The following is a 24,786-nucleotide window of genomic DNA, read 5'->3' on the forward strand; positions in this document are numbered from 1 at the left end:
CAGCAAGAAGTGAGCGAGGCGTCACCATGTTGGGATTGGGCTACCGGCGCGAAATGGCAGGCTGGGACATGGCGGCCGTGCTGGCTGACTTCTTTGAGGTCGTGCCAGAGAACTGGGTTCACCGGGATCGTGCGCCCCTGAAGGCCTTGATCGAGTCCGGCCGGCCCGTTCACCTCCATGGCGTCTCTCTGAACCTGGGTGGACACGGTGCTTTGCGCACCGACTTCCTGGCGGACTTGCGTGAGCTGATCGATGACCTCGGGGTCATGCACTACTCGGATCACCTCGCCGCCAGTGGCGATGCGCATCAGCTCTACGACCTCTTTCCTATTCCCTTCACGGAAGACGAGGTGGTGCGCGTGGCCGATCGCATTTCACGTGTGCAGGACCAGTTGGGCCGACGCATGGCGGTGGAAAACAGCACCTGGTACACCAACGTGGGAGAGATGAGTGAGGCGGATTTTCTGATGGCCGTGGTGCGTCGGGCCGACTGCCACATCTTGCTCGACTTGAACAACATCGTGGTGAACCACAAAAACCACGGTGGTCTGGATTTGGCTGAGTTCGTATCGCAGGTCGATCTGGATCGTGTGACCTACCTGCATGTGGCCGGTCACGAGTTTGATGCCCGCTTCGGCCTGTTCATCGACACCCACAGCCAAGGCGTCGAACGCCAGACTGCACAAGTCGCCCGGCATTTGCGCGAGGTTCGCGATCTGCCCATTTTGCTGGAGTGGGACAACGACGTGCCTGATCCTGACACCATCAACCGGGAGCTGGCATGTCTGCGTTCTACGACTACGTAAGGGGGCGGACCGATGCGGTGCCTCAGGGGTACACCGAGGCGGGCATGCGGGTCTATCGCTACCTGGTGTACTTAGGGGCGGCGCAAATGATTGAGGCCCACTTTCCGGCCCTGCGATCTGAGTTGGCTGACGAGGCGTGGCGCACCTTGATCGAGGGGTTTGTCCGACAGTCGAACTGGACCTCTCACTACTACGGAGATTTGAAAGATGAATTTCTTGCTTTCCTGGCGCGAGAAAGCGCTTGAGATCGGCGCTGACCTCGGCCTGTTGGGGCTGCGCATCTGGATTGCGCAAGAGTTCCTTCAGTCGGGCCTGGTCAAGGTGTCGGGTGGATGGATGGCGCCGGAATGGTTTGCGCATCTGGACTTTCCAGGCTTGGTGGCTTGGTTGGGGCCTGATCTGAACTGGGTGGTGGCCGGGTGGGGTGAGTTGGCGCTCGGTGCGGCCTTGATGCTGGGCCTGTTCAGCCGTGCTTCTGCCGTGGGCTTGCTGTTCATCACATGGGTGGCGGTCTACACCGTGCACTTTGATCTGGGGTGGGCTGGCTGGAATCAGATCGAGACCGATCAAGGCCAAGGCTTCAAGGTGCCTCTGATGTTGGGTTTGATGTTGCTGGCGATCGTGACGCAAGGCCCGGGGCGTTATGCTGTGGATGCTTGTCCCGCACTGGTTCGGCGCTTTCAAACCGCCTCTGTGACTCAATGACCGAAACTGAAGCTTTGGCGCAATGGACGCGTGACTGGCGCGTGTCCATGCTGCGCTTTGCCCGACTTCACATCCAACCCGATGAAGAGGCCGAAGATGCCGTTCAGGACGCGTTGTTGGCCGCTTGCACCTGCGATGCGCAGGCCTTGCGGTTGCGCGACCCTCGCCCCTATTTGTTTGGCATTCTGAAGAACAAGGTCACTGACCGCTTGCGGGCCAAGTACCGCCACACGGCCGTGATGGCCGATGGGCCGCATGATGAGCTCGATGAGGAACTGTTTGACGAGCGAGGGCACTGGCACAGTGGTGTGGCCCCGGCCACTTGGTCGTCACCTGAAACGCATCTGGTCTCCCACCAGTTTTTTGCGGTGGTGGACATCTGTGTGAACAAGTTGCCGGACAAGGTGGCGCGTGTGTTCAGCATGAAGGAGTTGTTGGAGCTGGAGGCCGATGAGGTGTGCCAGACCCTGGGCCTGAGCCGGAGCGATTACTGGCAATGCATGAGCCGTGCGCGCAAGCAGATCCAGTTGTGCCTGAACCAGAGCTGGTTTGAAGGAGCTCAGCCATGATGACCTGCCGCCAGTACGTTTTCTCACTCACGTCGGGCTTATTGGATGAGGCTTCCACCCGAGTACGGCTGGAAGCCAAGGTGCATCGCTGGATGTGTCCTTATTGCCGGGCCTTTACCAAGAACGATCAGGCCTTGGGGCAGATTCTGGCTCAGTATCGAGAACAGGGGCAGGCGTTGAATTCCATTCCTGATTCGCGCGACCAGGCATCAGATCAAACGGATTCGACCAAGAGGTAAGCCACGCGATACGACACCGTGATCCCATGCGGGAACTGCCGCAAGACCTTGGCCAGTGGGGCTGGGCGATGGCCTTCGCGCGGCGTGTGGGCCCCGATGTGTTTGATCGCGCGAACGAAGTCGAGGGCCTGAGGATAGGACTCGGTCAGGGTTTCGATGTGGAGGGTCGCGCCATGTTTGTGCGCCCACCGCTGAAGGCAGCCTTCGCCCAGAAATGGCAGGACACCGTCTGACAAGCCCAAGGCTTGATGTGCGGCCTTCCATTCAGCAAAGGTGCCGTCTATCAGGGTGGCAATGGCCAGCCTTGCGCCTTGGCTGTGCAAGCGGCTGCACACGGCCAGGGGCTTGTCCAGCCATTGAAAGGCCAGGCTGGAGGTGACCAGGTCGTAGCCGTGTGCGTTGGCGGTTTCGGCATCCAGCGTGCTGAACTGTGTGCGTGCCAGTTGGTCTGCCGAGCAGGCGGCCTGGCAGGCTTGCAGCATGTCGGGCGCCAAGTCGGTGGCATGCAGTTGCGCGCCGGGGTAGGCCCGCAACAAGCGGTGCGTGAGGTTGCCGGTGCCGCAACCCAGTTCCAGTACGCGCTGCAGTTCTGGCCAGCGCGCATGAATGCGTTCAGCCAGATGCTGTGCCGCCGTCTTCTGAATGTGGGCGTAGTCGTCGTACTCGTGGGCCGCTTGGCCAAAGCGGGCCTGGATGCGTTGCTTATCCATGGCCAGGCCTGTTCACGGTAGTCACGAAACGGCGAATGGCCTGGGCGCACCAGTCGGCGTGTGCATGGCCCAGCGCGTGGCCGCCTGTGGGGTGCCAGATCAGTTCGGTGTGCGGTGTGCTAGACCACGTGGTGGCGGACAAGGCCGGCGACACGATCACATCGTCTTGGGCCGCCAAAGCAAGGTGCGGCAAGGCCAGCGACTCGAACAGTTGGCTGACATCCATGTCAATCAAGGCGGTCAGATCATGCTGGAGTGCCAGCAAGGTCAGGGCCTGGTCTGAGGTGGGCAGGCAATCGGTCAATTCGCAGCGCGACAGGAAATCGTTCAGCACCTCATGGGGGGCTTTGCCAAACACTTTGACCATGCGCTCGACCACGCGGCGTGCCTGGCCTGCATCGTCGGCATGGCGGGCGCAAAAGTGCGTGAAGCCGCACAGGCTGACGGTCGCGGCCCATTCCGGCGCGCCTTGGTGCTGGCGGGTGTAGTGCAGGGCATCGGCCCAGCCTTTGGAATGGCCGATGGCCACCCATTGATCCGCCAGATGCCAGGGCGTATTGCACGTGCCACCGAAGTAACCCCGATCGATCACGGCATGGGGGTAGTCAGGCAAAGCCGCACGCAGCTTGTTCCAGAAGGCGCTGCTCAAGCCCCAGCCATGGAAGAAGGCCAGCCCGATGCTCATACGCCGGCCAGCGCGTCAACCAGCGCATCAATCTGTTGCGGGGTGTGGTGGCTGGCCAGAGCCATGCGCAAGCGAGCGGTGTTGGGCGGCACGGTCGGCGGTCGAACGGCAGACACATTGATGCCCCGTTGCTGGAGCTTGTCTCGCGCCTGCAGCGTGCGCTGTTCATCGCCCAGGATCACCGGGACGATGTGGGTGGTCGATGCGCCCGTATCCAGCCCCATGGCTTGCAAGCGCTGGCGCAGGTCGGAGGCGGTCTGCATCAGGCGGGTGCGCTCAGCTTGCAAGGTGGGCAGCAATTCCCAGGCCTTGAACATGGCCGCCACCACCGCCGGCGACAGCGCGGTCGAGTAGATGAAGCCTGTGCAACTGGTGATCAAATAATCTTTCACCGCCTTCGAGCACGCGACATAGGCGCCCGAGCCACCGAGCGCTTTGCTGAAAGTGCCCATGGCCAGCTCAATGGGCTGTGTCAGGTCAGCCGTCAAGCCGTACCCGTTTGCCCCCATGACACCCGTGGCATGGGCCTCGTCGAGGTAGACGAAAGCCTGATGTTCGCGTGCCAGTTCGGCCAATGCGGCCACGTCGATCACATCGCCATCCATGCCGAAGACCGACTCGGCCACGATGAACTTGGGTTGATCGCTGTGGGCGTGTTTGTCGAGCAGTTCGCGCAGGTGGGCCAGGTCGGCATGGCGAAAGCGAATCTGCTTGACGTCGGCCACTTTGAAGGCGTGGTGCAGGCTGGCGTGATTCAAGCGGTCGCAAAACACCAGTGGCTCGGCGCCCAGGACCTTGGCGTTGATCAGGGCGGCCAGCACCGTGGCATTGGTCTGGTAACCCGAGCCGAAGATCAGGGCGCTTTCGGTGTGCTTGTCGGCGGCAATGCGGGCTTCAAAGGCTTCGTACAGGTCCAGATTGCCCGACAACAAGCGCGAACCGGTGGCGCCGGTGCCGTATTGATCCAGCGCGCGGTGGGCGGCGGCGATGACCTCAGGGTGGCGAGACAAGCCCAGGTAATCGTTGCTGGAAAAGTCGGCCAGCCAGTGGGCCGAGGGCGCGGGCAGATGACGTTGCAGGCCCTGTGCGGCAAGCTGCGCACAGTGGCGTTCGTACTGATGAAACACGGCGGTCATGCCAGAGAAGGGCCCCATCCAGATGCTGGTCGAGGGGCCATTCTAAGCGGCCCTCCGTCAGCGTGCGGTGGCCAATTCCTTGCGGTAGCGATTGAGTTCTTGAACGCTGGCGAAGCTGCGGTCAAACAGCAAGCTGAGGTTGTGCAAGATGCGCTCGACCACCTTGTTTTCCCACACCGCGTCGAACTGGATTTGCTTGTCGAGCCAGTGCTCCAGCCAGGCCGGGTCAGGCAGGCGCGACTGCACCGTGTCGCGTGGGAAGAGCTTTTGCGAGACGTGCAGGTTGGTGGGGTGCAAGGCTTGCGCGGTGCGGCGCGCCGAGGCCATCAGTACGCCCACTTTGGCGAAGGCGGTGCGGGCCTCATCGCCGAAGTTCTGCAAAGCGCGCTTCATGTAGCGCAGGTAGGCCCCGCCGTGGCGGGCCTCGTCTTTGGCCAGGGTTTCGTAGATTTTCTTGATGACCGGTTCGGTGTGCCATTCAGAGGCGCGGCGGTACCAGTGGTTCAACCGGATCTCGCCGCAGAAGTGCAGCATCAGTGTTTCCAGGGCGGGTGCGGGGTCGAACTCGAAGCGCACCTCGTGCAATTCCTGTTCGGTGGGAACCAAGTCGGGGCGGAAGCGTCGAAGGTATTCCATTAGAACCAGTGAGTGCTTTTGTTCTTCGAAAAACCAGACACTCATGAATGCGGAAAAATCGCTGTCGCCGCGGTTGTCGCGCAGGAACATTTCCGTGGCAGGCAGGGCGGCCCATTCGGTGATGGCATTCATCTTGATGGTGTGGGCCTGCTCATCCGACAGCTGGCTGGGGTCGAACTGATCCCAGGGGATGTCGGTGTCCATGTTCCAGCGCACGGATTCGAGCTGTTTGAAGAGTTCTGGGTAAAGCATCAAGGGTTCTCCAATGGGCCTGCTGTGCCAGCCTACAAGCCGCAGATGACGGTTTGATGTGCAAGCGTACGCAACTGAGCATGATGTGCGGAAAATCGATAACCCTATACCTCGTGAGGTGAGTGAGATGAGTTCCTTTCAACTGATGCGTCGGGCCTTGGCCTGGGGCGGCTTGGCCGCCCTGATGGGCGGGGTCTCGGCCGGGGCTTGGGCACAGACCTCGTCTGCGGCCACCGCAACGCCCGCCAAGCCCGCTTCTGCGCCAACCCCAGCGCCAACGCCCGCGGCCTGCTCGCCTTTGCTGAACAAGACCTTCCTGCGCTTGCAAGACGAAAAGCCGCAGTCGCTGTGCCAATACAGCGGCAAGGTGGTGCTGGTGGTGAACACGGCCAGCAAGTGTGGTTTTGCGGCGCAGTTCGAGGGACTGGAGGCGCTTTACGCCAAGTACAAGGACCAGGGGCTGGTCGTGTTGGGCTTTCCCTCGGCCGATTTCATGCGCCAGGAGTACGACACTGGCAAGCAGATTGCCGAGTTCTGCCAGAACACCTACGGGGTGAAGTTCCCGATGTTCGCCAAGAGCCATGTGTCGGGCGAAGACGCCAACCCCTTGTTCGCCGAGCTGATTCGCACCTCAGGCACGCGACCCAAGTGGAACTTCTACAAGTACCTGATTGGTCGCGATGGCAAGACGGTGCAGGCTTTTTCGACGGCCACCAACCCCAAGGATGCCGAGTTCATTTCAGCCATTGAAAAAGAGCTGGCGGTGACCCGCTGATTGGGTGGCGGCAAAAAAAAAGCCCTGCTGAAACCAGCCGGGCTTTTTGAGCTTTTTTGCTTATTCTGAATGGCGCGCCATCGAGGGTGCGCTTGTTGTTTTCCTCTCCCTTGATTTGTGTCCGTGTGACAGCACTGGCGCGACTGTAGTGCCCATCTCACTGCCCCCGCATCCCCCGCTGGAGGGGGGTTACCCGGGGGTGAAACAAAGTGTGTCGCCCCCCCTGGGGACGCATGTGTGAATGGGCGACAAGGGCCCTTGAATGAGGGGTGGGCTGTGCATTTGCGCACACGCCGACCGATACCCTGGGCCGTGTCCCTCAAGTTGGGGGATGACGGGGCCGATGGACAGACCATGATGGGCTTGATGTCACGGGAACCATCCCTATGTGACAAGCAGGTCCAGGACTCAGGAGTACTGTCCATGCACATGCTTTACAACTCTGACAACTATGCGGTCGTTCAGATCGAGATGTCGCCTCAGCCAGACGAGGCCATGGTGTCATCTGCCACCCCGCTGACACGTGGGGGCTACGAGATCGTCGACAAGTTTGCCCGCAAGGAGTTGTTCATCGAGGGCGCCATGGCGGAATCCTTCAAGGAAGGGGTCGAGGCGCTGATTGAAACTTCGCCCAGCACCGAAGAATTCGACGCTTATCTGGAACGCTACGCCGGGATGGCTTTGCAACCAGTTGTGATGCATTGACGCTTTTCGCTTGAGCCTGCCGTGGCCGGCTCAAGCTCTTGCGAATTCCCGTCGAAATCCGAACAACGAGAGAAGTTGGACTCGGAGCGCGTGAAGGAATACGCATGTCGGACACCCTTTTGCCGTTGCCATTTCACTGGCCTGCTTTGCTGGCGGCCTGGGGCGTGGCCGTTTACGGCATCTTCCTGTTGACCCGGGTCATTCGCCGCATGCAGGCGAGTGATCGCGATGTGGCATTTGGCTGGTGGCTGGGCGGAACCCTGTGCATTGGCACAGGCATCTGGGCGCAGACCTTTCTGGGGCTGTTGGCCATGCGCTGGCCCATCAAGATGGGATACGTGCCTGCGGTGGTGCTGGCCTCCTGGCTGCCTGCGGTGGTCATCAGTGGGGCGGTGATCTGGTTGCTGTCGTTGCCGCGTTTGAACTGGCGTTTGCGCGCCCTTGGCGGCGCGTTCTTTGGCGGTGGCTTGAGCCTGATGGTGGTGGTCGATGTGGCGGCCATGCTGGTGCGTCCGCAGCTGGTGTGGCGGCTTGACGTGGCCTTCGCGGGCGTCCTGCTGGTGTTGCTTGGTTGTGCGGTGGGGTCGGTATTGATTCGACGCGATTTGGCGGCGCAGGCTGCCTGGCCGCGCTTGCTGCTGTCCGCCCTGGTTGTGGGCACCCTGGTTCGCGCGGGGCAGTCGGTGCTGGTGGCGGCTGTGTCCGTGCCGAATGGGGCGCATTGCTTGAGCGTCGATCAACTGTCAGGTGAGGCACTCGAGTGGCTGCTCTCCGCTACGGTGTTGATGCTGTGTGTGCTGGTCCACATGGGAACGGTTCTGGATGCACGTGTGCGAGGGCAGCGAGACCAACTCGTCGAGTCGCTGCAGCGGGCACAGACCGACCTGGAGGCCGCTGCCAATCGAGATCCGCATTCTGGTTTGCTCAACCGCTCAGGCTTCGAGTCGGCACTGCGACACAGTCTGCAAACCGGCAGCACGGCGCGTGCCACGGTGTTTCGGGTCAATCTGGATGGCTATCGCGCATTTGTCGAAACCTATGGTCATGCCCTGGGTGACAACCTGATCAAGCACCTGTCGGGGCGACTCAGAGGGGTGGTGCGCGAGCGCGATGTACTGGCTCGGGTCGAGGCCGATGAGTTCCTGTTGCTGTGTGAAGGCATGGGCGAGGTTCATGTGGCCAGCCAGTTGGCGCAACGCCTGGCCGATATGGTGCGAGAGCCTTGTCTGGTTGACGAGGTCGACATCAGTCTGACGTGCTCGATTGGCATTGCGCAGTATCCCGACAGCCCCAGCGTTGAGCAATTGCTGAGCCATTCGATGGATGCCATGCAGACGGCTCGCAAGGCGGGAGGGGCCGTGTATTGTGTCTACGAGCACGGCATGGATCGTCGCGGATCGGAGCAGATCGACATGCAGCGCGACCTGCGTCATGCGATTGCCCGGCAAGAGCTGATGTTGCATTTCCAACCCAAGCTCAAGACCGATGGCGCCTTGGCCGGTGTGGAGGCCTTGCTGCGCTGGACCCACCCCCAGCGTGGCTCGGTCAGCCCCGCTCAATTCATTCCAGTGGCCGAGCGCTTTGGCCTGATCGGCGAGCTGGGCTTGTGGGTGCTGGACGAAGCCTGTCGGCATGTGCGACATTGGCTCAATGCGGGGCTTGAGATCCCGGTGGCGGTCAATATCTCGGCGCACCAGTTGCGTCAACCCGATCTGCCGCAGCGTGTGCGTGAGGCCCTGGCCCGACATGAGGTGCCACCCCGCATGCTGATTCTGGAGATCACAGAGTCGACCGCGATGGACGACATCGAGGCGTCCATTCGGGTGTTCGACATGCTCGCTGACATCGGTGTGCAGCTGTCGATTGACGACTTTGGCACAGGCTATTCCAGCCTGAGCTATTTGCGGCGCCTGCCAGCCAAACAACTCAAGATCGATCGCGCCTTTGTGCGTGACCTGGACAGCAGCCCCGATGCCCAGGCCATTGTGGAGGCGGTGGTGCGCTTGTCGCATGCGCTCGGTCTGAAGGTGGTGGCAGAGGGCGTGGAAACCCAGCCACAGGCCGACATTCTGATTCGCTACGCCTGCGATGAATTACAAGGTTTCCTGTATGCCAAACCCATGCCAGACAGTGCCCTGCAGGGCTGGTTGGCCCAACGTGCCTCCTTGCCCACCGTGGCAGCCAATGCGTCTGACATGTCGGCCCCGGTGGTGGCCTGAGGGTGAGTGAATTGAGCATGATCGAGCCTCAGCATGAGTGGCTGACCACCGCACTGGCCTGGGTGCTGGCGGTGGGCACGGCCTATGTGTCGCTCGACATGGGCAAGCGCGTGCGTGCAGCCGACGTGGTGCTGGCGCGCGGCTGGATGGTCATTGGGGGCTTCATCCTGGGCCTGGGCATCTGGTCCATGCACTTCGAAGGCATGGTCGCGCTGCGCTGGCCTGTGACGGTGGGCTACGACCCGGTCTGGGCCTTGTTGTCGTTCGGATGTGCGATGGCCACAGGCAGCTGGGCTTTGTGGGTTTCAAAGAAAGACACGTGGCTGCAAACACCGTGGGCGCAACCCGCGGCCGGCATGGCTGTCGGGTTGCTGGCTGTGCACTTCACGGGTCTGACGGCTTTGCAGATGTCGCCCGCCGGCATCTGGCAGTGGCCTTGGGTGCTGGCCTCGGGTGTGCTGGCCTACGCCACCGCCACCCTGACCTTCATGGTCACCCCTTTGCTACGAGGCGCTCGACGAGCTCTGCGGGGTTGGCGCCAGGCAGCGTCCGCGCTGCTGCTGGGCACCGTTCTGTTTGGTTTGCACCTGGCCAGTGTGGCCTCGCTGGCCTACCCGGCTGACGCGGTCTGTCTGAGCCTGGATGGGTTGCCAGGGCGATTGCTGAATGTGCTGGTGGTGCTGGCCTGTGGGCTGGCGTTGGTGGCGACCTGGATTGCCTCGCGTCTGGATGCTCGGCATCAGCAACGCACCGCGCACCTGAGCGAATCGCTGCAGCGTGCCGATGCGCAGCTGCAGCGTGTGGCCCAGGTCGATGGCCTGACTGGTCTGGCCAACCGCCTGGTGCTGGAAGACCATCTGACCCGAGCGGTGCGTCGTGCCGAAGAGCGGCAGCGGCGTGTCGCGCTGCTCTATATTGACCTGGATGGCTTCAAGCCCATCAATGATTCATTCGGGCATCACTTTGGCGACAACCTCCTGTGCGCCGTGGGACAGCGGCTCAAAGAGGTTGGGCGACGCGGCGATACCGTGGCCCGCATTGGTGGCGATGAGTTCGTGGTGCTGGTCAATGGCAATCCCGATGCGGCGTCAGCGGCGCTGGTCGCCGGCCGTGTGCGAGAAGCCTTGCATCGTCCGTTCGAGATCGATGGACGGGAGGTGACATTGTCGTGCTCGATCGGGGTCGTGATGTACCCGGATCATGGCCCCAAGGCCAAGTTGATTGCGCGTGCCGATGCGGCCATGTCTTCGGCCAAGCATTCGGGCGGCAACATGCATTGCTTCTATGAAGAGCGCATGGAGCACGATGCCCAGCGTGCCGTCGAGTTGCAGCGTGATCTGCGCCGCGCGATGCAGACCCATGAGGGGCTGAGCCTGCACTATCAACCCAAGATCGATGGTCGCACCGGCCGAGTGACCGGTGTGGAGGCCTTGTTGCGCTGGCAGCACCCGGAGCGTGGTGCCATCAGCCCGGTCGAGTTCATTCCCATTGCCGAGCGCTTTGGCCTGATCGGCCGCCTGGGCCAGTGGGTGATCGATGAAAGCTGTCGCCAGATCCAGGTCTGGATGGCCATGGGCTTGCGCATGCGCGTGGCCATCAATCTGTCCGTGCATCAGTTGCGGCAGGCCGATCTGGCCGAACAGGTGCAGGCCTCGCTTGATCGGCATCAGGTGCCGGCCGAGTTGATCACCTTCGAGATCACCGAATCGGCGGCGATGGAGGATCCACAGGCATCGTTGCGGATCTTCGAGCGCTTGGCCCAGATCCACGTGTCCTTGTCGATTGACGACTTTGGCACCGGCTATTCCAGCCTGAGTTACCTGCGCAAGCTGCCCGCCCGGCAGTTGAAGATCGACCGCAGTTTCGTGCAGGACCTGGAGCGAGAGGAAGATGCTCGCTCGATCGTCAAGGCGGTGATCAAGCTCTCACATGCGCTGGGCCTGGAAGTGGTAGCCGAAGGGGTGGAAACCCAGGCCCAACAAGACATCTTGCGTGGCCTGGGTTGTGATCAGTTGCAAGGCTTTTATTACGCGCGCCCCATGCCCGCTGACAAGCTGCAACTGTGGGCGCTGGGCGATGAGAACCACTTGCCGGGCGACGCGAGTCAGGGGCAGATCCGGCCGGATTTCAGCGATTCGCTGTTTTCGCCCGACGAGTCGGACGAAGACTCACACTGAGTCCGACGGCAGCGGAGCGCCGCAGTGCCAGCAGTGACGGGCGGCATCGAGATGGCCTTCGGTCAGGCAATGCACGCAGCGACGCGCATGCGTGGTTTGGCCCGAAGCGGGCCCTTCCTTGCGTGATTGGCGTGCCGTCAGCTCTGCCGTGACGATGCCGGTGGGCACCGCCAGCACACTCCAGCCCAGCAACATGACCAGCGCCGAAATCAGCCGGCCCAGATCGGTTTTCGGGGTGATGTCGCCAAAGCCCACCGTGGTCATGGTGGTGATGGCCCAGTACATCGCGGTGGGGATGCTGGTAAAGCCGTTCTGCGGGCCTTCGATCACGTACATGGCTGTGGCCATGAGCAGGGCCACCATCAACACGAACGAGGTGAACACCAGGATTTTGCGACGGCTGGCCAGCAAAGCCAGACCGAGAGTGGTGTATTCGGAAACATAGCCCGTGAGCTTGAAGACCCGGAAGATTCGCATCAGGCGCAGGATGCGCACATCGAGGAAATACAGTGCGTTGGGATCGATCAGCGCCAGATAGGACGGCAGCACCGACAGCAGATCGATGAGGCCGTAGAAGCTCAGCGCGTATTTCAGGGGGCGGTTCGTGCAGGCCAGGCGCAGCAGGTATTCCACCGTGAAGGCGGCTGTGAAGAGCCATTCGAACATGTCCAGCTCAGGGCCGAAACGGGCGCGAACCGATTCCATGCTGTCCAGGATGACAGCCCCCACGCTGATCAGGATCAGGCCGATGAGCACCTGGTCGAAACGCCGTCCGGCCACGGTGTCTGATTCGAAGATGACGGTGTAGAAGCGGCGGCGCCAGCCACCCAGGGGTTTGTCGAGGTCGGTGTGCATTTGACATTTATACGCCGACTGCACCCCCCTGGTGCGAGCAAGCCCGGTGGCAACTCTCTAAAATGGCGACATGAACACCGCCGCCTCCCTTGCTTCCCTGCGCCCGCCTGTCGAGCGTCGCCCCTATACCCGTGCGGCCCAGTTGCCGGAGATCATGCGCCAGCGCATTGTGGTGCTCGACGGCGCCATGGGCACCATGATCCAGCGCTACAAGCTGACCGAGGCAGACTACCGCGGCACCCGTTTTGCCGAGCACCACAAGGATGTGAAGGGCAACAACGAGTTGTTGCTGCTGAGCAAACCCGAGGTGATTCGCGAAATTCACGAGCAGTACCTGGCGGCTGGTGCCGACCTGATCGAAACCAACACCTTCGGCGCCACCACCGTGGCGCAGGAAGACTACGACATGCCCGAACTGGCCTACGAGATGAACCTCGTGGCCGCACGCATGGCCCGCGAAGCCTGCGACAAGTACAGCACCCCTGACAAGCCCCGTTTTGTGGCCGGCGCCATTGGCCCGACCCCCCGCACGGCCAGCATCAGCCCTGATGTGAACGACCCGGGTGCCCGCAACATCGATTTCGATACCTTGCGCCAGGCTTACTACGAGCAGGCCAAGGCACTGCTCGAAGGCGGGGCCGACGTGTTCCTGGTCGAAACCATTTTCGACACGCTCAACGCGAAGGCGGCCATTTTCGCTTTGGACGAGCTGTTCGAGGACACCGGTGAGCGCCTGCCCATCATCATCTCGGGCACCGTGACCGACGCGTCGGGCCGCATCCTGTCGGGGCAGACCGTGGGGGCTTTCTGGCATTCGGTGCGCCATGCGCACCCCCTGGCCATTGGCTTGAACTGCGCATTGGGCGCCACCCTGATGCGCCCCTACATCGAAGAGCTGTCGAAGATCGCGGGCGACACCTTCATCAGCTGCTACCCCAACGCTGGCTTGCCCAACCCGATGAGCGACACCGGCTTTGACGAAACCCCCGAGATCACCGGCGGGCATGTGGAGGAGTTTGCCAAGGCGGGCTTCCTGAACATCGCAGGGGGCTGCTGCGGCACCACGCCTGATCACATTGCCGCCATCGCGCGACGTGTGAGTGCCTATCAACCGCGCTGCCTGCATGGCAACAGCACGGGCTTTCTCAGCGGCCTGAAGGTGGCTTGACTGAGGCGGGCCTGTCGCAGGGCAGCTCAGAAAAACGTGGTTTCGGAAGGTCGGGTGGCTTCGCTGCCCGTCGAATCATGGCGGGGCGCAGGCAGGCCCTCATGGGCGGCATGTTCGTCCGCGGTGGTGTAGGTCTGTTTCAGGTCCGCCAGCCAGGTCTGGGGCGCCAGGTGCACCGATGACATGTCTGCATCCTGGCTGAGGCAGTGGAGCAACTTGTCCTGGTTGGCGCCGGTGTGTTCCAGAATCTGATTGATGCGGTCTTGTGCTTGAACCGACACCAGGACCTCGTCGATGTCCTGGCAGATCACGTGACCGTGCGCGCAGAGTTGGTTGGTCTTGTCGATGAGTGCGGTCGCGGTGTGGTGGATGTTGCCGATGACCTGCTCAATCGTGCCGCTGGCCTGTGTCATCAGAGTCTGGTCGTGGATGCTGACCGTGTGGTAGCTGCGCTGGGTTCGTTTGATGGCGGTGTTGACTTCGCCGATCAGTTGGCTGAGTCGGTCGCCGGTGTGGGCTGACTCCATGGAGAGGTGACGAACCTCTTTGGCCACTGCGGCAAAGCTGCGCCCCCGCTCGCCGGCATGGGCCGCTTCGATGGCCGCATTGATGGACAGCAGATTTGTCTGGCGTGCGATGGCGCTCACGTCGTTGGCCATGTCCTGCAGCTTGTCGACGAAGCCATTGATGGAAACGATTTCCTTGAGCAGTTGATTGCGAAGATCCAGCGCGGATTTCAGGTCGTTCAGCAGGCCCGACAGCTGTACCTCGGTGTCGGTCAGTGTTTGCACCAGCGCATCGTCGTGGCCGTCCTGGCTTGACGCCATGGTGGCGCACAGCTGTTCGGACATGCTCGAAAAGCGCGTCACCAACTGTTCGGTGGCCGCATTCAATTGCTCGCGGGCGGCGTGTTGTTGCCGGCTCCAGATCGGCAGCACAGCCAGGCACAGCGAACGCAAAGGGGTTTGATCTGGCGTCGGTGAGGCCTGAATTCCAGCCGAGGCGGGCGTTGATTCTGATGTCTGGCGGGGCGGGCGGCTTAGCCAGAGGGTCAGCGCCGTGAATATCAAAGTCATGACCCAGGCCCATTCAGGTCGCTCGGCGGCGGTAGTAATGCAGCCTACGCCGGCCAGCAATATGCCCGCAGGTTTTAGATTGAACAGCCCCATTTGATTGATCAGCAAAGGGGGAGAAACTGCGACGCGCATCCTCCTCATGGCATCAGCCTTTCATTTGGCAAAAATGGGGTGGGTGGTATTTAGAAAGCAGGTATGACGTATTCGGTTTAAATTGATTTTCCTTGATGGACGTCAAGCCCAATTTGCTGATTTATATAAAATATCGGGTCGATTGTCGGGTATTGCGTCTGGGTATGTCAGGTTTTGCTTACCCTGCTATGTAATTAGTTTGGCGATAAATATTTTCGGCCTGGATATATTCAATCCGTGGCTGTTTTCTAATAATAAATACTGTCTCCCGGTTATTTGTGATCGCGCACTGGTGATTTATTTGCGCGGGTGTGCGTGGGGGTGTGAAGTTGGTGTTTTGACAATGCAGTACATCTCGATTCCAAGAACCCTGGCGCTGATTGATGACGATCCCGAGTACTCGGCGTCGCTGTCGCAGTACCTTGGTGCGATGGGCATGCAGGTGGATGTGTTTGGCGACAGCAACGATCTGCTGGTGCATGCGGATCCCTATGGCTACCAGTTCTATGTCGTCGATCTGACCTTGCCTGGCATTGACGGCGTGGACTTGATCAAGCTGCTACGCCGCCGCACCTCCGCTGGCCTGGTGGTGGTCTCCGGGCGTGTCGGGGCGGATGTGTTCAAGAGCGTCGTCCGAGCCGGCGCTGACATGTATCTGGCCAAGCCCATCGAGCTCGAGTGGGTGGCCTTGGCCATTGAGGCGGTGCAGCGGCGGGTGATGCCGGCTTCGGCGATGGCTGCCGAGTGGCGATTGGATCGCCGAGCAGCGCAGCTGGTTGCGCCCGATGGGGCCCGAGTCGATCTGAGTGAAACCGATCAGGCCGTCATCGAATGCTTTGTCGAGGCGAACGGCGAGGTCGTCAGTCGCGACACCCTGCGCCAGCGCATCGGTCGTCAAGACGGGCGTGTCGACCCCGATGAGAGCCCAGACGGCCTGAACGCCACCATCTATCGCTTGCGCCGTCGCATCGAGCGCGCGACTCCCTTGCTGGTGCCGCTGCAGTCCAGATCGCGGGTGGGCTATGTTTTCCGGGCGGCACTGCGCGCCGCCTGAGCGGCGCCCGTCTCACGACGCGTAGGGGTCGTCAAAGCCCAGCGCGGCCATGATGTCACGCTCGCGCGCTTCCATGGCCTGAGCCTCATCCTCTTCGAGGTGGTCCCAGCCCTGGGCGTGCAAGGTGCCGTGCACCAGCATGTGGGCGTAGTGGGCCAGCAAGTCCTTGTTCTGTTCCTGGGCTTCCTTCTCGATCACGGGGGCGCAGATGACCAGGTCGGCCATGACCACAGGCTCATGCGCGTAATCGAAGGTCAGCACATTGGTGGCGTAGTCCTTCTGGCGGTAGTCTCGGTTCAGGCTCTGGCCCTCCTCGGCATCGACCATGCGCACGGTGATCTCCGCGTCTGACTCCAAGGCCGCACGAATCCAGCGCATGACCTTGTGCCGCGGCAGCAGGTCACGGTGGCGCTTGTCGGCAAATTGCAGGCTCAGGCTCAATTCGGGTTTGGCAGCAGTCATGGAGCGGAAGGCGTAGTACGGGCAGAAGGGGTAGTCGGCGTGCGTTGGGCTTGGGTGGCAGCTTTGTCTTCAAAAGCCTGGGCGCGATCGTAGGCTTCCACGATGCGGGCCACCAGGGGGTGGCGGACCACGTCGCCCGAGGTGAACCGAGTGAAGGCCACGCCGTTGACCTTCTTGAGGATACGCTCGGCTTCGATCAGGCCGCTTTTGGCGCCACGCGGCAGGTCGATCTGGCTGACATCGCCGGTGACCACCGCGCGTGAGCCAAACCCGATGCGGGTCAGGAACATCTTCATTTGCTCCGGCGTGGTGTTCTGCGCTTCGTCCAGGATGATGAAGGCGTGGTTGAGCGTGCGGCCGCGCATGAAGGCCAGGGGGGCGATTTCGATCAGGCCCTTTTCGAAAGCCTTGGTGACGCGGTCAAAGCCCATCAGGTCATAGAGGGCGTCGTACAGCGGGCGCAGGTAGGGGTCGACCTTCTGGGTCAGGTCGCCGGGCAGAAAGCCCAGGCGTTCCCCAGCTTCCACGGCCGGACGGGTCAGGATGATGCGTTGCACGCTGCTGCGCTCCAGCGCATCCACCGCGCAGGCCACGGCCAGGAATGTCTTGCCAGTGCCGGCCGGGCCGATGCCGAAGCTCAGGTCGTGATTCAGGATGTGGCGCAGGTATTGCACCTGGTTGGGCGTGCGGCCGTGCAGGTCGGCACGGCGAGTGTGCAGGGTAGGGCCCTCGTGCTCCTCGTCGGGCAGGGTCGAGGCCTCGTCGGCGTGTTTGCCCTTGTGCTTGTGGGTGGCCAGCGACGAGGTCACGGCCAGTTGAACCATCTCGGGGCTCAGTGGACGGGCGGCCTGCGCGTACAAGGCTTCCAGCAGCTCCACCACGATGGGAGGCACCCCGCGGGCGCCTTCGATGCGAAATTGCTCGCCGCGGCGAGTCAGGGTGCAGTTGAACGCCGCCTCGATGGTGCGAAGGTGTTCGTCCAGCGGGCCGCACAGGTGAGCCAGGCGGGCGTTGTCTGGAGGGGTGAAGCTGTGGCGCAGTTGCATGAAGAGGGGCGCAAAAATAAAGAAAGCTTGCAAATTGTCGCTTGCCCCGGGTTCCAAGGGGAGACATATCTTGCAGAATGATCCGATCACATGCCGCACATGGGGTGCGGCAGGGTGTCGGAGTGTTCCTTGAAAATGTTTCAACGTGGGTGGCAGACCCTGATCCAGCGCTTCCGATCGACCGAAATCGGCGGCGAAGACGATGCCGGTGAGGACGCGGCAGCGGGCTCGGCGCCTTCCGGTCGACTGTGGCTGTTGCTCGCCATGGGCTTGGCGTTTTCCTTGTTGGTCGCCTGGGCCATGGTGACCATCAATGCGGAAACCCCCCGTCTGGGAAGGCCGGCAGGTAGCCCCTCCGACGACCAGATGCAAGGTCTCCAGCAGGCGCAGGCCGTGGCGGCCGACACGCCGACCTTCCCGGGTGATCAGGAGGCCCGTGCGGTCAACTTGCCCGATGACTGGTCCAACTCGCACCCGAACTACCAGGGGGCGGTCTGGTATCGCTTCGATTTCCAGGCCAACCCCAGCAATGCGGTCGAGGACACCAGCCTGATCGGGGCTTACATTGAGCGCGCCTGCTCAACGGTCGAGGTTCATCTCAATGGACACCTGGTCTACCGAGGCGGGCGCATGACCGAGCCTTACTCGCGGCAATGTGCGCAGTCGCACGTGGTGCCGCTGCCCACGTCCTTGCTCAAACATGGTGGTAACCAGTTGGACTTGAAGGTGGTGGGTTACCCCATCAAGCGGGTCACCGCGCGTCAACGCGCTGGCGGGCTGGCCGTGGTGCAAGTGGGGCCGATGGAAGACATTCGTGCGCTGCACAACAGCTATGCCTTCTGGACCAGCACGTTGTCGCAGGTGCTGGGTGGGGTGTTGGGCGTGCTGGGTCTGTTCGCCTTGGGCTTGGCTTGGGTGCGCCGCCTCGATTACCTGGTGTTTTTCGGTTTGTTGACGCTGGGCTGGTCGCTCATTTCCGGTCAGTTCTGGCTGCAGGACACACCCATCGATAACACCGCGATGGAAGTGCTGTTGGCCATGATGTTTGCGCCCATGACAGCGTTTGCCATCAAGTTCTTGCTGGGCTATGCCGGCCAGGGCATGCGCTTTCTGTCTCGGGGCAAGCGCCGGCGTCAGTTGAACTGGGCTTTGTGGGCGCAGTGCTTTTTGCTGCCCTTGAGCCTGCTGGTGGGGCCGGATCGCCTGTTCCTGATTGCACGCATCTGGTATGTGCTGTTCGCGCTGGAGATCTTTGCGGCCATCGGGTGCTTCCTCTGGGTCACGGGCCAGGGGCGCCGACCCGAGTTCTGGTTGATGAGCGGTGCCCTTGGGGCCGTGGCGGCGGTGCTGGGCATCGAACTGTCGTACCAGAACGGGGTGGTGCGCCTGTGGGGCGTGCACGTCACCCATCTGGTCATGCCCTTGCTTTACGCGGCGGTGGCCGTGCGCTTGATCCAGGTGTATGCGCGGGCCCTGAAAACCGCAGAAGGCGCGCGCCAGCAACTGGAAAAGCGCGTGCAGGAAATCAGCGCCGAGATCGAGCGCAACTTCAACCAGATTGCCGAATTGCGTGTGGAGCAGATCGCCGAGAAAGAACGCAAGCGCATCGCCGCCGATCTGCACGATGACCTGGGTGCCAAGTTGCTCACCATTGTTCACACCAGCGACAACGACCGCATTTCCACGCTGGCGCGTGAGGCGCTGGAAGAAATGCGTCTGTCGGTGCGGGGCCTGACTGGGCGGCCCATGGTGTTGTCGGACGCGTTGGCCGACTGGCGTTCGGAGGTGGTGTCCCGACTGGGCCAGGCGGGCATCGAGTGCGAGTGGCGTAACCCCAACGACACGATCGAAGAGCCGCTGTCGTCGCGCACCTACGTGCAAACGACCCGGATCGTGCGCGAGGCGGTCAGCAACATCATCAAGCACAGCAGTGCCTCGCATGTGATCATCCAGGCGGACGTGCACCTGGATCAGCATGATTTTGTGTTGCTGATCCAGGACAACGGCAAGGGCATTCCGCTGGAACTCGACAGCCGGCCCGACCGTGGTCACGGCATGACCAGCATGAAGCACCGGGCCAAGCAGCTCAATGGCCAGTGCCTGGTCGAGTCGGGGCCGGGCTTCGGCACCGTGATTCGTTTGACCCTGCCGTTGGAAGTTGCCACCATGCAGGCTCCCAAGCCTGCATCTTCTCCCGCAGCGGCGGCTGTGGCTGCTAGCATGCGAGGTGCGGCAGTGGCGTCGGGGTACTCCTCGATCTTTCCTGCCAGCTCCCAATTTTGATACTTGAAGTGAGGCCCCATCCATGAAGCAAATCCTGTTACTTGAAGACCTGCCCGAAATTCGTGCGTGGCTCAAGACACTGGCACTGCAGGTGTTTCCGGATGCCCAGATCAGCGAAGCCTCGCGCATTCATGACGCGCTGGAACTGGTCAGTGCCATGCGCTTTGACGTGGCCATGATCGACCTGGGTCTGCCCGATGGTTCGGGCGTGGAAGTGGTGCAGGCCTTGCGTGAGAAGCAGCCCGATGTGCAGTCGGTGGTCGTGACCATTCACGACGGCGACGACCACCTCTTCCCCGCGCTGCAAGCAGGGGCTTTTGGCTATCTGCTCAAGGAGCAGTCGCGCGAGCAGTTGGCTGAACAGCTGCACCGTATCAGCCAGGGCGAGCCACCGCTGTCGCCTTCCATTGCGCGTCGCGTGATTCAGTACTTCACCGCCCAGGCCCGCATGCAGCCGGCCCAGCAGCCCGACACCGTGACCCCGCACGTGCAGCTGACCGACCGCGAAAACGAAGTGCTGCTGCGCGTGGCCAAGGGCTTCACGCTGCCGGAAATCGGCCAACAGCTCAACCTGTCGCGCCACACCATTGCCGACTACGTCAAGCAGATCTACCGCAAGCTGAACGTGTCCTCTCGTGCCGAGGCCGCTCTGGAAGCGCAGCGTCTGGGCCTGTTCCGCCGCTGAGTTCCTGCCGATGATTTCCCGTCTCGTGGGGGTGCTGGCTGAAAAGGCGCCCCCTTTTGTGCTGGTCGACGTCAACGGCGTGGGCTATGAAGTGCAGGTGCCCATGAGCACCTTCTACAACCTGCCCGAACTGGGGGCCAAGGTCACCTTGCTGACCCAGTTCATCGTGCGCGAAGACGCACAGCTGCTGTTCGGTTTTCTGACCTCGGGGGAGCGCGAGTCCTTCCGTGAGCTGATCAAGATCAGTGGCGTGGGGCCGCGCATTGCGCTGGCTTTGCTCTCGGGTTTGAACACCGACGAACTGGCGCAGGCCGTATCGGCCCAGGATGCCTCGCGCCTGGTCAAAGTGCCGGGCGTGGGCAAGAAAACCGCCGAGCGTTTGCTGCTCGAACTCAAAGGCAAGCTGGCTCCGGTGCTGTCCAAGCCTGGGTTTGCTGTGGCGGGCGACACGCAAGGCGACATCTTGCAAGCCTTGATCGCGCTGGGCTATTCCGACAAGGAAGCGCAGGCGGCGCTCAAGCAGTTGCCTCCCGATGTGTCGGTCAGTGATGGCATCAAGCAGGCGCTCAAGGCCTTGGCGCGCTGACGAAGGCGGGCGGCTTATGGCGGCGCGTGTTTCGGGGGCGGGTTTGGCGAACTGGCGAGCCGCTGTGCTTGTCTGCGCGGCATTCCTGGCGCCAACTGCCTCCTTGGCAGCCCAGGCTGGGCCAGGCGCCATGCCACCGGCCCTGCGGCAATGGACCACGGCCCAAGGCTTTTGCGACTGGGTGACCCGCCGCTTGCCCAATTTGCCCCACGCCGTGTGTGCCGACGCCGATCTGGCGCAAACATCGGGTCGTTCGGTGCGGGGGCGTCCTTTGTTGCTGCGCGATGTGGTGTCGCCCCAAGCCCGATTGAAAGTGCTGGTGCTGGGTGGCATGCACGGCGATGAGCTGTCGTCCACCTCGCTGGTGCTGCACTGGATCGCCACCGCGCGCGAGATTCCGTCCAATGTGCATTGGCGCTTCGTGCCCTTGATCAACCCCGATGGCATGTTGCTGGACCGCCCTCAGCGGACCAACGCCAATGGGGTGGATCTGAACCGCAATTTCCCCACTCCCAATTGGGACAAGGAAGCCTCGTTCTACTGGAACCAGCGTACCCGCAAGGACCCGCGCCGCTACCCGGGGCCCAAGCCCTTGTCAGAGCCCGAATCTCGCTGGGTGCACAACGAAATGGACCAGTGGAAGCCCGATCTGATTGTCTCGGTGCATGCCCCCTATGGCGTGCTCGACTTCGATGGCCCTACGGTGCCACCAAAGCGGCTCGGGCGTCTGTACCTCGATCAGGTCGGCATCTTCCCGGGCAGTTTGGGCAACTACGGTGGCGTGCACCGCAAGGTGCCGGTGGTGACCATCGAGCTGCCTAGCGCGCTGCGCACCCCGCAAGACGCGGAGATTCGCCAGATGTGGCTCGACCTGGTGCGCTGGACCGCCGAGCGCCTGGGCGCAGACTGAGCCGCCGAAGCGGCCCGGTCTGGCATTAGGCGTGGGGTGGGGCCGCTTGCGTGGTCGGCAAGGTCGACAAGATCGTCAACAAGCGCGTGATCTGCAAGGGCTTGACCAGGTAGTGGTTGAAGCCGGTTTGCAGGGCCTTGGCGATGTGCTCGGGCAAGGCGTCAGCGCTCAAGGCAATCATGGGCAGATGGCGGAATTGCGATTGGGCACGAATGCGTCGGCACAGATCCAGGCCGCTGCCGTCGGGCAGGTTGATGTCGACCAGCGCCACATCGGGGTTCATCGACTCGATGGCGGCTTGCCCTTCCGCTGCGGTTTCAGCCGAATGCAGGCGCACCTGTGGGTAGGCGCTGAACATGGCTTCGACCAGACTGCGATTGAGTGGGTTGTCTTCGATGTGCACCACGCGCAGCGGTGGCAGCATGACCGGGGGCTCGCTGCTGCGGTTGGTGCCCAATTTGTTCGGGCTCAGGCCTTCGGCCAGGGGCAGCTTCAACGCAAACACGCTGCCACGCCCCAAGGTGCTGCTGACTTCGATGCTGCCGTGCATGAGTTCAGCCAGGCGCTGTGACACAGCCAGACCCAGGCCGTGCCCGCGGGTCTTGGTGCTGCCGGTGTCCAGGCGGGTGAAGGGCTTGAACAGGCGCGTCAGATCGTTTTGTTCGATGCCGAAGCCTTGATCCTTGATTTCAACCACGCCGATGCGTTCGTCTTGCGACATGTGCGCATTGAGCCAGACGGTCGAGCCTGATGGACTGAACTTGATGGCGTTGCTCAGCAGGTTCGACAAGATGGCGCGGGTGTGCTGGGGGTCGGCCCACACAGGGGGGCATTGGCTGTCGACCACCACCGTGATTTCCTGGGAGGTGGCTTCGTCTTCCAGCGAGGCGCGGATTTCCTTGAGCATGATGCCCAGGTCGATGCGCTGCGGGCGAATGCCCACGGCGCGCTCATCCAGCCGTGCATATTCCAGTGCCTGATCCAGCAGCGAGAGCAATTCCTGCCCAGCCGTGTGGATGTGACTGATCTGACGGCGTTGGGCCTCGGGCAGCGAGCGGTCGTCGAGCATGTCGAGCAACTGCGTGAAGCCCAGAATGGCATTGAGCGGCGAGCGCATGCTGTGGCTCATGCGTGAAAGGAATTCCGCTTTGGTGGCCAGCGCCACTTCGGCTTGCAGGCGCAAGGCGTGCTCGGCTTCGGCGCGGCGCGCGGCGCTGATGTCGGTCAGCACCTCGATGTAGCGGTTGATCTGGCCTTCCGGGCCCATGATGGGCTGCACCGAGCGCTCCACCCAGAAGGGCTCACCGTCTTTGCGGTGGTGGCAGACCTGTACCTTGTCGACCGCCTGGCCTTGCGCCAGGGTCTGGTTGACACGGGTGATGACGGCGGGATCGGTGTGTGGGCCGCTGAGCAGCTCTTCGGTGAGCTGGCCGTGGCACTCGGTCAAGGTGAAGCCGGTGAGGCGGGTGAAGCTGGGGTTGACCCATTTGATGCAGCGCTGCGCATCGCAGATCAGGATCGCATCGGTGACACGATCGGCCACCAGCGCCAACTCCTGGTTGGTACTTTGGGCGCGCTGCAAGGCCACTTGCACTTGCTTGAGCACTTGGCCTTGTTGTTCGAAGGCGTCGTGCCTCACGTGAAGTTCGTCTAGCAGTCTTTGGGCGTCGTCGGCCATGGTGTCAGATACGCCAGTAGGCAGGGATGAGCGTCGGGCGGATGTACTTCCTCGCCAGGGCGCCGGGTCAGTGGGTGACACGGGGGTGAAGTCGGTCATGGCAAAGCTCCTGTGGCAATGCGCCTTCGGAGTCTTTAGTGTAGGTCTTTCAGACAAGATCTGCCATGAACGGACACTGGGGGAAACGTGGGCGATGCGCCGCGTTAATCACGACTCAGTGCTGGCTGCTCATGCTCAGGCGGGCCTGGCGTGTATTGGCTAAAACCTCAAGCAGACGATGGATTTGCAGCGGTTTGACCAAGTACTCGTCAAACCCGGCTTCCATGGCCGCGGCGATGTGCTGGGGCAGGGCATCGGCGCTCAGGGCGATCAGCAGCGGCTGATGCCGTTCGGGCTCGGAGCGGATGAGGCGGCAGATGTCCTGGCCGGATCCATCCGGCAGGGTGATGTCCAGCAGCACCACGTCCGGGACGGTTTGCTCGATGACGGCCAGGCCCTCGGCGACCGTGCCGGCCAGGGCCACGTCCACCTGCGGGTAGGCGCCCAGCACGGATTCGACCAGGCTGCGGTTCATGGCGTTGTCTTCCACGTAGACCAACTGCATGGGCGGCAGCGCGGGGGCGTAGTGCTGGGCCTCGAACTCGTCAGTGGAGGGCAGGGTGTCTTGCAAGCTGAGGTCCGCCGGCAAGATCAGGCGGAAGGCACTGCCCTGACCGACATGGCTGTTGACGGTGATGTCGCCTTGCATCAACTGCGCCTGACGACGCGAGATAGCCAGGCCTAAGCCGTGCCCGCTGGCCATGGCGCGCGTGGGCTCCAGCCGGGTAAAGGGCTGAAAGAGCAAGGGCAATGCATCGGCGGCAATGCCCACGCCCTGATCCTGGACTTCGATGAAGACCTGGTTGGGGTTGTGCGGGACGGGGCCGCAGCGCAGCCAGATGGTGCGCTGGGCTTGGCTGTACTTGATGGCGTTGCTCAAGAGGTTGAGCACCACTTCGCGCACACGTTGGGGCTCGGCCCAGGCAGCGCAGGGAGAGGCTTCCAGGGTCAGCGTCAGCTGTTGTGCGGTGGCGCGGTCGCGCAGCATGTCGACCGCATCGGTCAGCACCGGCAGCAAGTCCACCCGACGGCTTTCGCAGGGCTCGGCGTGGTGCTCCAGATGGGCCAGTTGCAGCGCTTGGTCGACGAGGGACAGCAACTGTTTGCCGGCCTTATGGATGATGTCGAGCTTTTGCTT

At 62.2% G+C, this 24,786-nt stretch carries 25 protein-coding genes; 15 read left to right on the plus strand and 10 right to left on the minus strand.

All coding sequences use genetic code 11. The annotated features are described in order from the left end of the window. Nucleotides 1-26 precede the first annotated feature (26 nt). From VFW72_RS05650 to VFW72_RS05670, 5 genes are read left to right on the plus strand one after another with little or no spacing between them, the layout of a single operon-like run. Entirely contained in the window at nt 27-806 is a 780-nt protein-coding gene (locus tag VFW72_RS05650) for a DUF692 domain-containing protein (RefSeq protein ID WP_329673294.1), read from the plus strand. Then, nucleotides 782-1,051, plus strand: a complete 270-nt coding sequence (locus tag VFW72_RS05655; RefSeq protein ID WP_329673295.1) for a putative DNA-binding domain-containing protein — start codon at nt 782-784, stop codon at nt 1,049-1,051. Before VFW72_RS05650 ends, VFW72_RS05655 begins: the two co-directional genes overlap by 25 nt. Beyond that, nucleotides 1,014-1,511, plus strand: a complete 498-nt coding sequence (locus VFW72_RS05660; RefSeq protein ID WP_329673296.1) for a DoxX family protein — start codon at nt 1,014-1,016, stop codon at nt 1,509-1,511. Before VFW72_RS05655 ends, VFW72_RS05660 begins: the two co-directional genes overlap by 38 nt. Beyond that, nucleotides 1,508-2,080 (plus strand): sigma-70 family RNA polymerase sigma factor, encoded by a 573-nt coding sequence (locus tag VFW72_RS05665; protein ID WP_329673297.1) that lies wholly within the window; start codon nt 1,508-1,510, stop codon nt 2,078-2,080. Before VFW72_RS05660 ends, VFW72_RS05665 begins: the two co-directional genes overlap by 4 nt. After that, entirely contained in the window at nt 2,077-2,319 is a 243-nt protein-coding gene (locus VFW72_RS05670) for a hypothetical protein (RefSeq protein WP_329673298.1), read from the plus strand. The genes VFW72_RS05665 and VFW72_RS05670 overlap by 4 nt, the downstream gene beginning before the upstream one ends. On the opposite strand, the gene VFW72_RS05675 is transcribed toward VFW72_RS05670, so the two are convergent. The 4 genes from VFW72_RS05675 to VFW72_RS05690 are packed head-to-tail and all read right to left on the minus strand — an operon-like array spanning nt 2,295 to nt 5,738. Further along, on the minus strand, nt 2,295-3,029 hold the full coding sequence (locus VFW72_RS05675; protein WP_329673299.1) for a methyltransferase: 735 nt from the start codon (nt 3,027-3,029) through the stop codon (nt 2,295-2,297). The genes VFW72_RS05670 and VFW72_RS05675 overlap by 25 nt on opposite strands. After that, a complete protein-coding gene (locus VFW72_RS05680; RefSeq protein ID WP_329673300.1) occupies nt 3,022-3,714 on the minus strand; it encodes a hypothetical protein in 693 nt (230 codons plus the stop codon). Before VFW72_RS05680 ends, VFW72_RS05675 begins: the two co-directional genes overlap by 8 nt. Then, entirely contained in the window at nt 3,711-4,868 is a 1,158-nt protein-coding gene (locus VFW72_RS05685; RefSeq protein ID WP_329673301.1) for an aminotransferase class I/II-fold pyridoxal phosphate-dependent enzyme, read from the minus strand. Before VFW72_RS05685 ends, VFW72_RS05680 begins: the two co-directional genes overlap by 4 nt. 39 nt (nt 4,869-4,907) lie before the next feature. Further along, the gene (locus VFW72_RS05690; RefSeq protein WP_329673302.1) at nt 4,908-5,738 is read right to left on the minus strand and encodes a ferritin-like domain-containing protein; all 831 of its coding nucleotides are present in this window, start codon (nt 5,736-5,738) and stop codon (nt 4,908-4,910) included. A gap of 127 nt (nt 5,739-5,865) precedes the next feature. Here VFW72_RS05690 and VFW72_RS05695 point away from each other — a divergent pair, with 127 nt between their 5' ends. The 4 genes from VFW72_RS05695 to VFW72_RS05710 all read left to right on the plus strand — a co-directional run bounded on the left by VFW72_RS05695 (nt 5,866) and on the right by VFW72_RS05710 (nt 11,614). After that, nucleotides 5,866-6,513, plus strand: a complete 648-nt coding sequence (locus VFW72_RS05695; protein WP_329673303.1) for a glutathione peroxidase — start codon at nt 5,866-5,868, stop codon at nt 6,511-6,513. Between the two features lie 423 nt (nt 6,514-6,936). Further along, complete coding sequence (locus VFW72_RS05700; RefSeq protein WP_329673304.1) at nt 6,937-7,218, plus strand: DUF3567 domain-containing protein; 282 nt, start codon at nt 6,937-6,939, stop codon at nt 7,216-7,218. Between the two features lie 104 nt (nt 7,219-7,322). Beyond that, nucleotides 7,323-9,437, plus strand: a complete 2,115-nt coding sequence (locus VFW72_RS05705; protein WP_329673305.1) for a putative bifunctional diguanylate cyclase/phosphodiesterase — start codon at nt 7,323-7,325, stop codon at nt 9,435-9,437. A 17-nt stretch (nt 9,438-9,454) separates the two neighbouring features. Beyond that, nucleotides 9,455-11,614 carry a putative bifunctional diguanylate cyclase/phosphodiesterase gene (locus tag VFW72_RS05710; protein ID WP_329673306.1) on the plus strand — a complete coding sequence of 720 codons (2,160 nt, stop codon included), beginning with the start codon at nt 9,455-9,457 and terminating at the stop codon, nt 11,612-11,614. Here the strand turns inward: VFW72_RS05710 and VFW72_RS05715 are convergent. Beyond that, the gene (locus VFW72_RS05715; RefSeq protein WP_329673307.1) at nt 11,606-12,469 is read right to left on the minus strand and encodes an ion transporter; all 864 of its coding nucleotides are present in this window, start codon (nt 12,467-12,469) and stop codon (nt 11,606-11,608) included. The genes VFW72_RS05710 and VFW72_RS05715 overlap by 9 nt on opposite strands. A 70-nt stretch (nt 12,470-12,539) precedes the next feature. Between VFW72_RS05715 and VFW72_RS05720 the strand changes: the two genes are divergently transcribed. Continuing rightward, nucleotides 12,540-13,637: a homocysteine S-methyltransferase family protein gene (locus tag VFW72_RS05720; RefSeq protein ID WP_329673308.1), complete on the plus strand. Its 1,098-nt coding sequence runs from the start codon at nt 12,540-12,542 to the stop codon at nt 13,635-13,637. A gap of 26 nt (nt 13,638-13,663) precedes the next feature. On the opposite strand, the gene VFW72_RS05725 is transcribed toward VFW72_RS05720, so the two are convergent. After that, entirely contained in the window at nt 13,664-14,596 is a 933-nt protein-coding gene (locus tag VFW72_RS05725) for a methyl-accepting chemotaxis protein (protein WP_329673309.1), read from the minus strand. A gap of 592 nt (nt 14,597-15,188) precedes the next feature. Here VFW72_RS05725 and VFW72_RS05730 point away from each other — a divergent pair. Continuing rightward, nucleotides 15,189-15,899 (plus strand): response regulator transcription factor, encoded by a 711-nt coding sequence (locus VFW72_RS05730; protein WP_329673310.1) that lies wholly within the window; start codon nt 15,189-15,191, stop codon nt 15,897-15,899. A gap of 12 nt (nt 15,900-15,911) precedes the next feature. On the opposite strand, the gene ybeY is transcribed toward VFW72_RS05730, so the two are convergent. Then, nucleotides 15,912-16,361: an rRNA maturation RNase YbeY gene (gene ybeY, locus VFW72_RS05735; RefSeq protein WP_329673311.1), complete on the minus strand. Its 450-nt coding sequence runs from the start codon at nt 16,359-16,361 to the stop codon at nt 15,912-15,914. Further along, the gene (locus tag VFW72_RS05740; RefSeq protein ID WP_329673312.1) at nt 16,358-17,407 is read right to left on the minus strand and encodes a PhoH family protein; all 1,050 of its coding nucleotides are present in this window, start codon (nt 17,405-17,407) and stop codon (nt 16,358-16,360) included. Before VFW72_RS05740 ends, ybeY begins: the two co-directional genes overlap by 4 nt. 135 nt (nt 17,408-17,542) lie before the next feature. Between VFW72_RS05740 and VFW72_RS05745 the strand changes: the two genes are divergently transcribed. From VFW72_RS05745 to VFW72_RS05760, 4 genes are read left to right on the plus strand one after another with little or no spacing between them, the layout of a single operon-like run. After that, complete coding sequence (locus tag VFW72_RS05745; protein ID WP_329673327.1) at nt 17,543-19,690, plus strand: ATP-binding protein; 2,148 nt, start codon at nt 17,543-17,545, stop codon at nt 19,688-19,690. Between the two features lie 22 nt (nt 19,691-19,712). Continuing rightward, the gene (locus VFW72_RS05750) at nt 19,713-20,375 is read left to right on the plus strand and encodes a response regulator transcription factor (protein WP_329673313.1); all 663 of its coding nucleotides are present in this window, start codon (nt 19,713-19,715) and stop codon (nt 20,373-20,375) included. 10 nt (nt 20,376-20,385) lie between these two features. Next, entirely contained in the window at nt 20,386-20,961 is a 576-nt protein-coding gene (gene ruvA, locus VFW72_RS05755; protein ID WP_329673314.1) for a Holliday junction branch migration protein RuvA, read from the plus strand. 16 nt (nt 20,962-20,977) lie between these two features. After that, nucleotides 20,978-21,871 (plus strand): M14 family murein peptide amidase A, encoded by an 894-nt coding sequence (locus tag VFW72_RS05760; RefSeq protein WP_329673315.1) that lies wholly within the window; start codon nt 20,978-20,980, stop codon nt 21,869-21,871. 25 nt (nt 21,872-21,896) lie between these two features. On the opposite strand, the gene VFW72_RS05765 is transcribed toward VFW72_RS05760, so the two are convergent. Continuing rightward, on the minus strand, nt 21,897-23,648 hold the full coding sequence (locus VFW72_RS05765) for a PAS domain-containing hybrid sensor histidine kinase/response regulator (RefSeq protein WP_329673316.1): 1,752 nt from the start codon (nt 23,646-23,648) through the stop codon (nt 21,897-21,899). A gap of 115 nt (nt 23,649-23,763) precedes the next feature. Next, nucleotides 23,764-24,786 (minus strand): ATP-binding response regulator (locus tag VFW72_RS05770; protein ID WP_329673317.1); only part of this gene is annotated, 1,023 nt, incomplete at its 5' end.

The organism is Aquabacterium sp., from assembly GCF_036273115.1.
In the GTDB taxonomy this organism is placed as follows: domain Bacteria; phylum Pseudomonadota; class Gammaproteobacteria; order Burkholderiales; family Burkholderiaceae_C; genus Aquabacterium.

Coding starts and splice junctions, on each gene's coding strand:
- VFW72_RS05650 (WP_329673294.1), top strand. CDS start 27: ATGTTGGGATTGGGCTACCGGCGCGAAATGGCAGGCTGGGACATGGCG.
- VFW72_RS05655 (WP_329673295.1), top strand. CDS start 782: ATGTCTGCGTTCTACGACTACGTAAGGGGGCGGACCGATGCGGTGCCT.
- VFW72_RS05660 (WP_329673296.1), top strand. CDS start 1,014: ATGAATTTCTTGCTTTCCTGGCGCGAGAAAGCGCTTGAGATCGGCGCT.
- VFW72_RS05665 (WP_329673297.1), top strand. CDS start 1,508: ATGACCGAAACTGAAGCTTTGGCGCAATGGACGCGTGACTGGCGCGTG.
- VFW72_RS05670 (WP_329673298.1), top strand. CDS start 2,077: ATGATGACCTGCCGCCAGTACGTTTTCTCACTCACGTCGGGCTTATTG.
- VFW72_RS05675 (WP_329673299.1), bottom strand. CDS start 3,029: ATGGATAAGCAACGCATCCAGGCCCGCTTTGGCCAAGCGGCCCACGAG.
- VFW72_RS05680 (WP_329673300.1), bottom strand. CDS start 3,714: ATGAGCATCGGGCTGGCCTTCTTCCATGGCTGGGGCTTGAGCAGCGCC.
- VFW72_RS05685 (WP_329673301.1), bottom strand. CDS start 4,868: ATGGGGCCCTTCTCTGGCATGACCGCCGTGTTTCATCAGTACGAACGC.
- VFW72_RS05690 (WP_329673302.1), bottom strand. CDS start 5,738: ATGCTTTACCCAGAACTCTTCAAACAGCTCGAATCCGTGCGCTGGAAC.
- VFW72_RS05695 (WP_329673303.1), top strand. CDS start 5,866: ATGAGTTCCTTTCAACTGATGCGTCGGGCCTTGGCCTGGGGCGGCTTG.
- VFW72_RS05700 (WP_329673304.1), top strand. CDS start 6,937: ATGCACATGCTTTACAACTCTGACAACTATGCGGTCGTTCAGATCGAG.
- VFW72_RS05705 (WP_329673305.1), top strand. CDS start 7,323: ATGTCGGACACCCTTTTGCCGTTGCCATTTCACTGGCCTGCTTTGCTG.
- VFW72_RS05710 (WP_329673306.1), top strand. CDS start 9,455: ATGATCGAGCCTCAGCATGAGTGGCTGACCACCGCACTGGCCTGGGTG.
- VFW72_RS05715 (WP_329673307.1), bottom strand. CDS start 12,469: ATGCACACCGACCTCGACAAACCCCTGGGTGGCTGGCGCCGCCGCTTC.
- VFW72_RS05720 (WP_329673308.1), top strand. CDS start 12,540: ATGAACACCGCCGCCTCCCTTGCTTCCCTGCGCCCGCCTGTCGAGCGT.
- VFW72_RS05730 (WP_329673310.1), top strand. CDS start 15,189: ATGCAGTACATCTCGATTCCAAGAACCCTGGCGCTGATTGATGACGAT.
- ybeY (WP_329673311.1), bottom strand. CDS start 16,361: ATGACTGCTGCCAAACCCGAATTGAGCCTGAGCCTGCAATTTGCCGAC.
- VFW72_RS05740 (WP_329673312.1), bottom strand. CDS start 17,407: ATGCAACTGCGCCACAGCTTCACCCCTCCAGACAACGCCCGCCTGGCT.
- VFW72_RS05745 (WP_329673327.1), top strand. CDS start 17,543: ATGTTTCAACGTGGGTGGCAGACCCTGATCCAGCGCTTCCGATCGACC.
- VFW72_RS05750 (WP_329673313.1), top strand. CDS start 19,713: ATGAAGCAAATCCTGTTACTTGAAGACCTGCCCGAAATTCGTGCGTGG.
- ruvA (WP_329673314.1), top strand. CDS start 20,386: ATGATTTCCCGTCTCGTGGGGGTGCTGGCTGAAAAGGCGCCCCCTTTT.
- VFW72_RS05760 (WP_329673315.1), top strand. CDS start 20,978: ATGGCGGCGCGTGTTTCGGGGGCGGGTTTGGCGAACTGGCGAGCCGCT.
- VFW72_RS05765 (WP_329673316.1), bottom strand. CDS start 23,648: ATGACCGACTTCACCCCCGTGTCACCCACTGACCCGGCGCCCTGGCGA.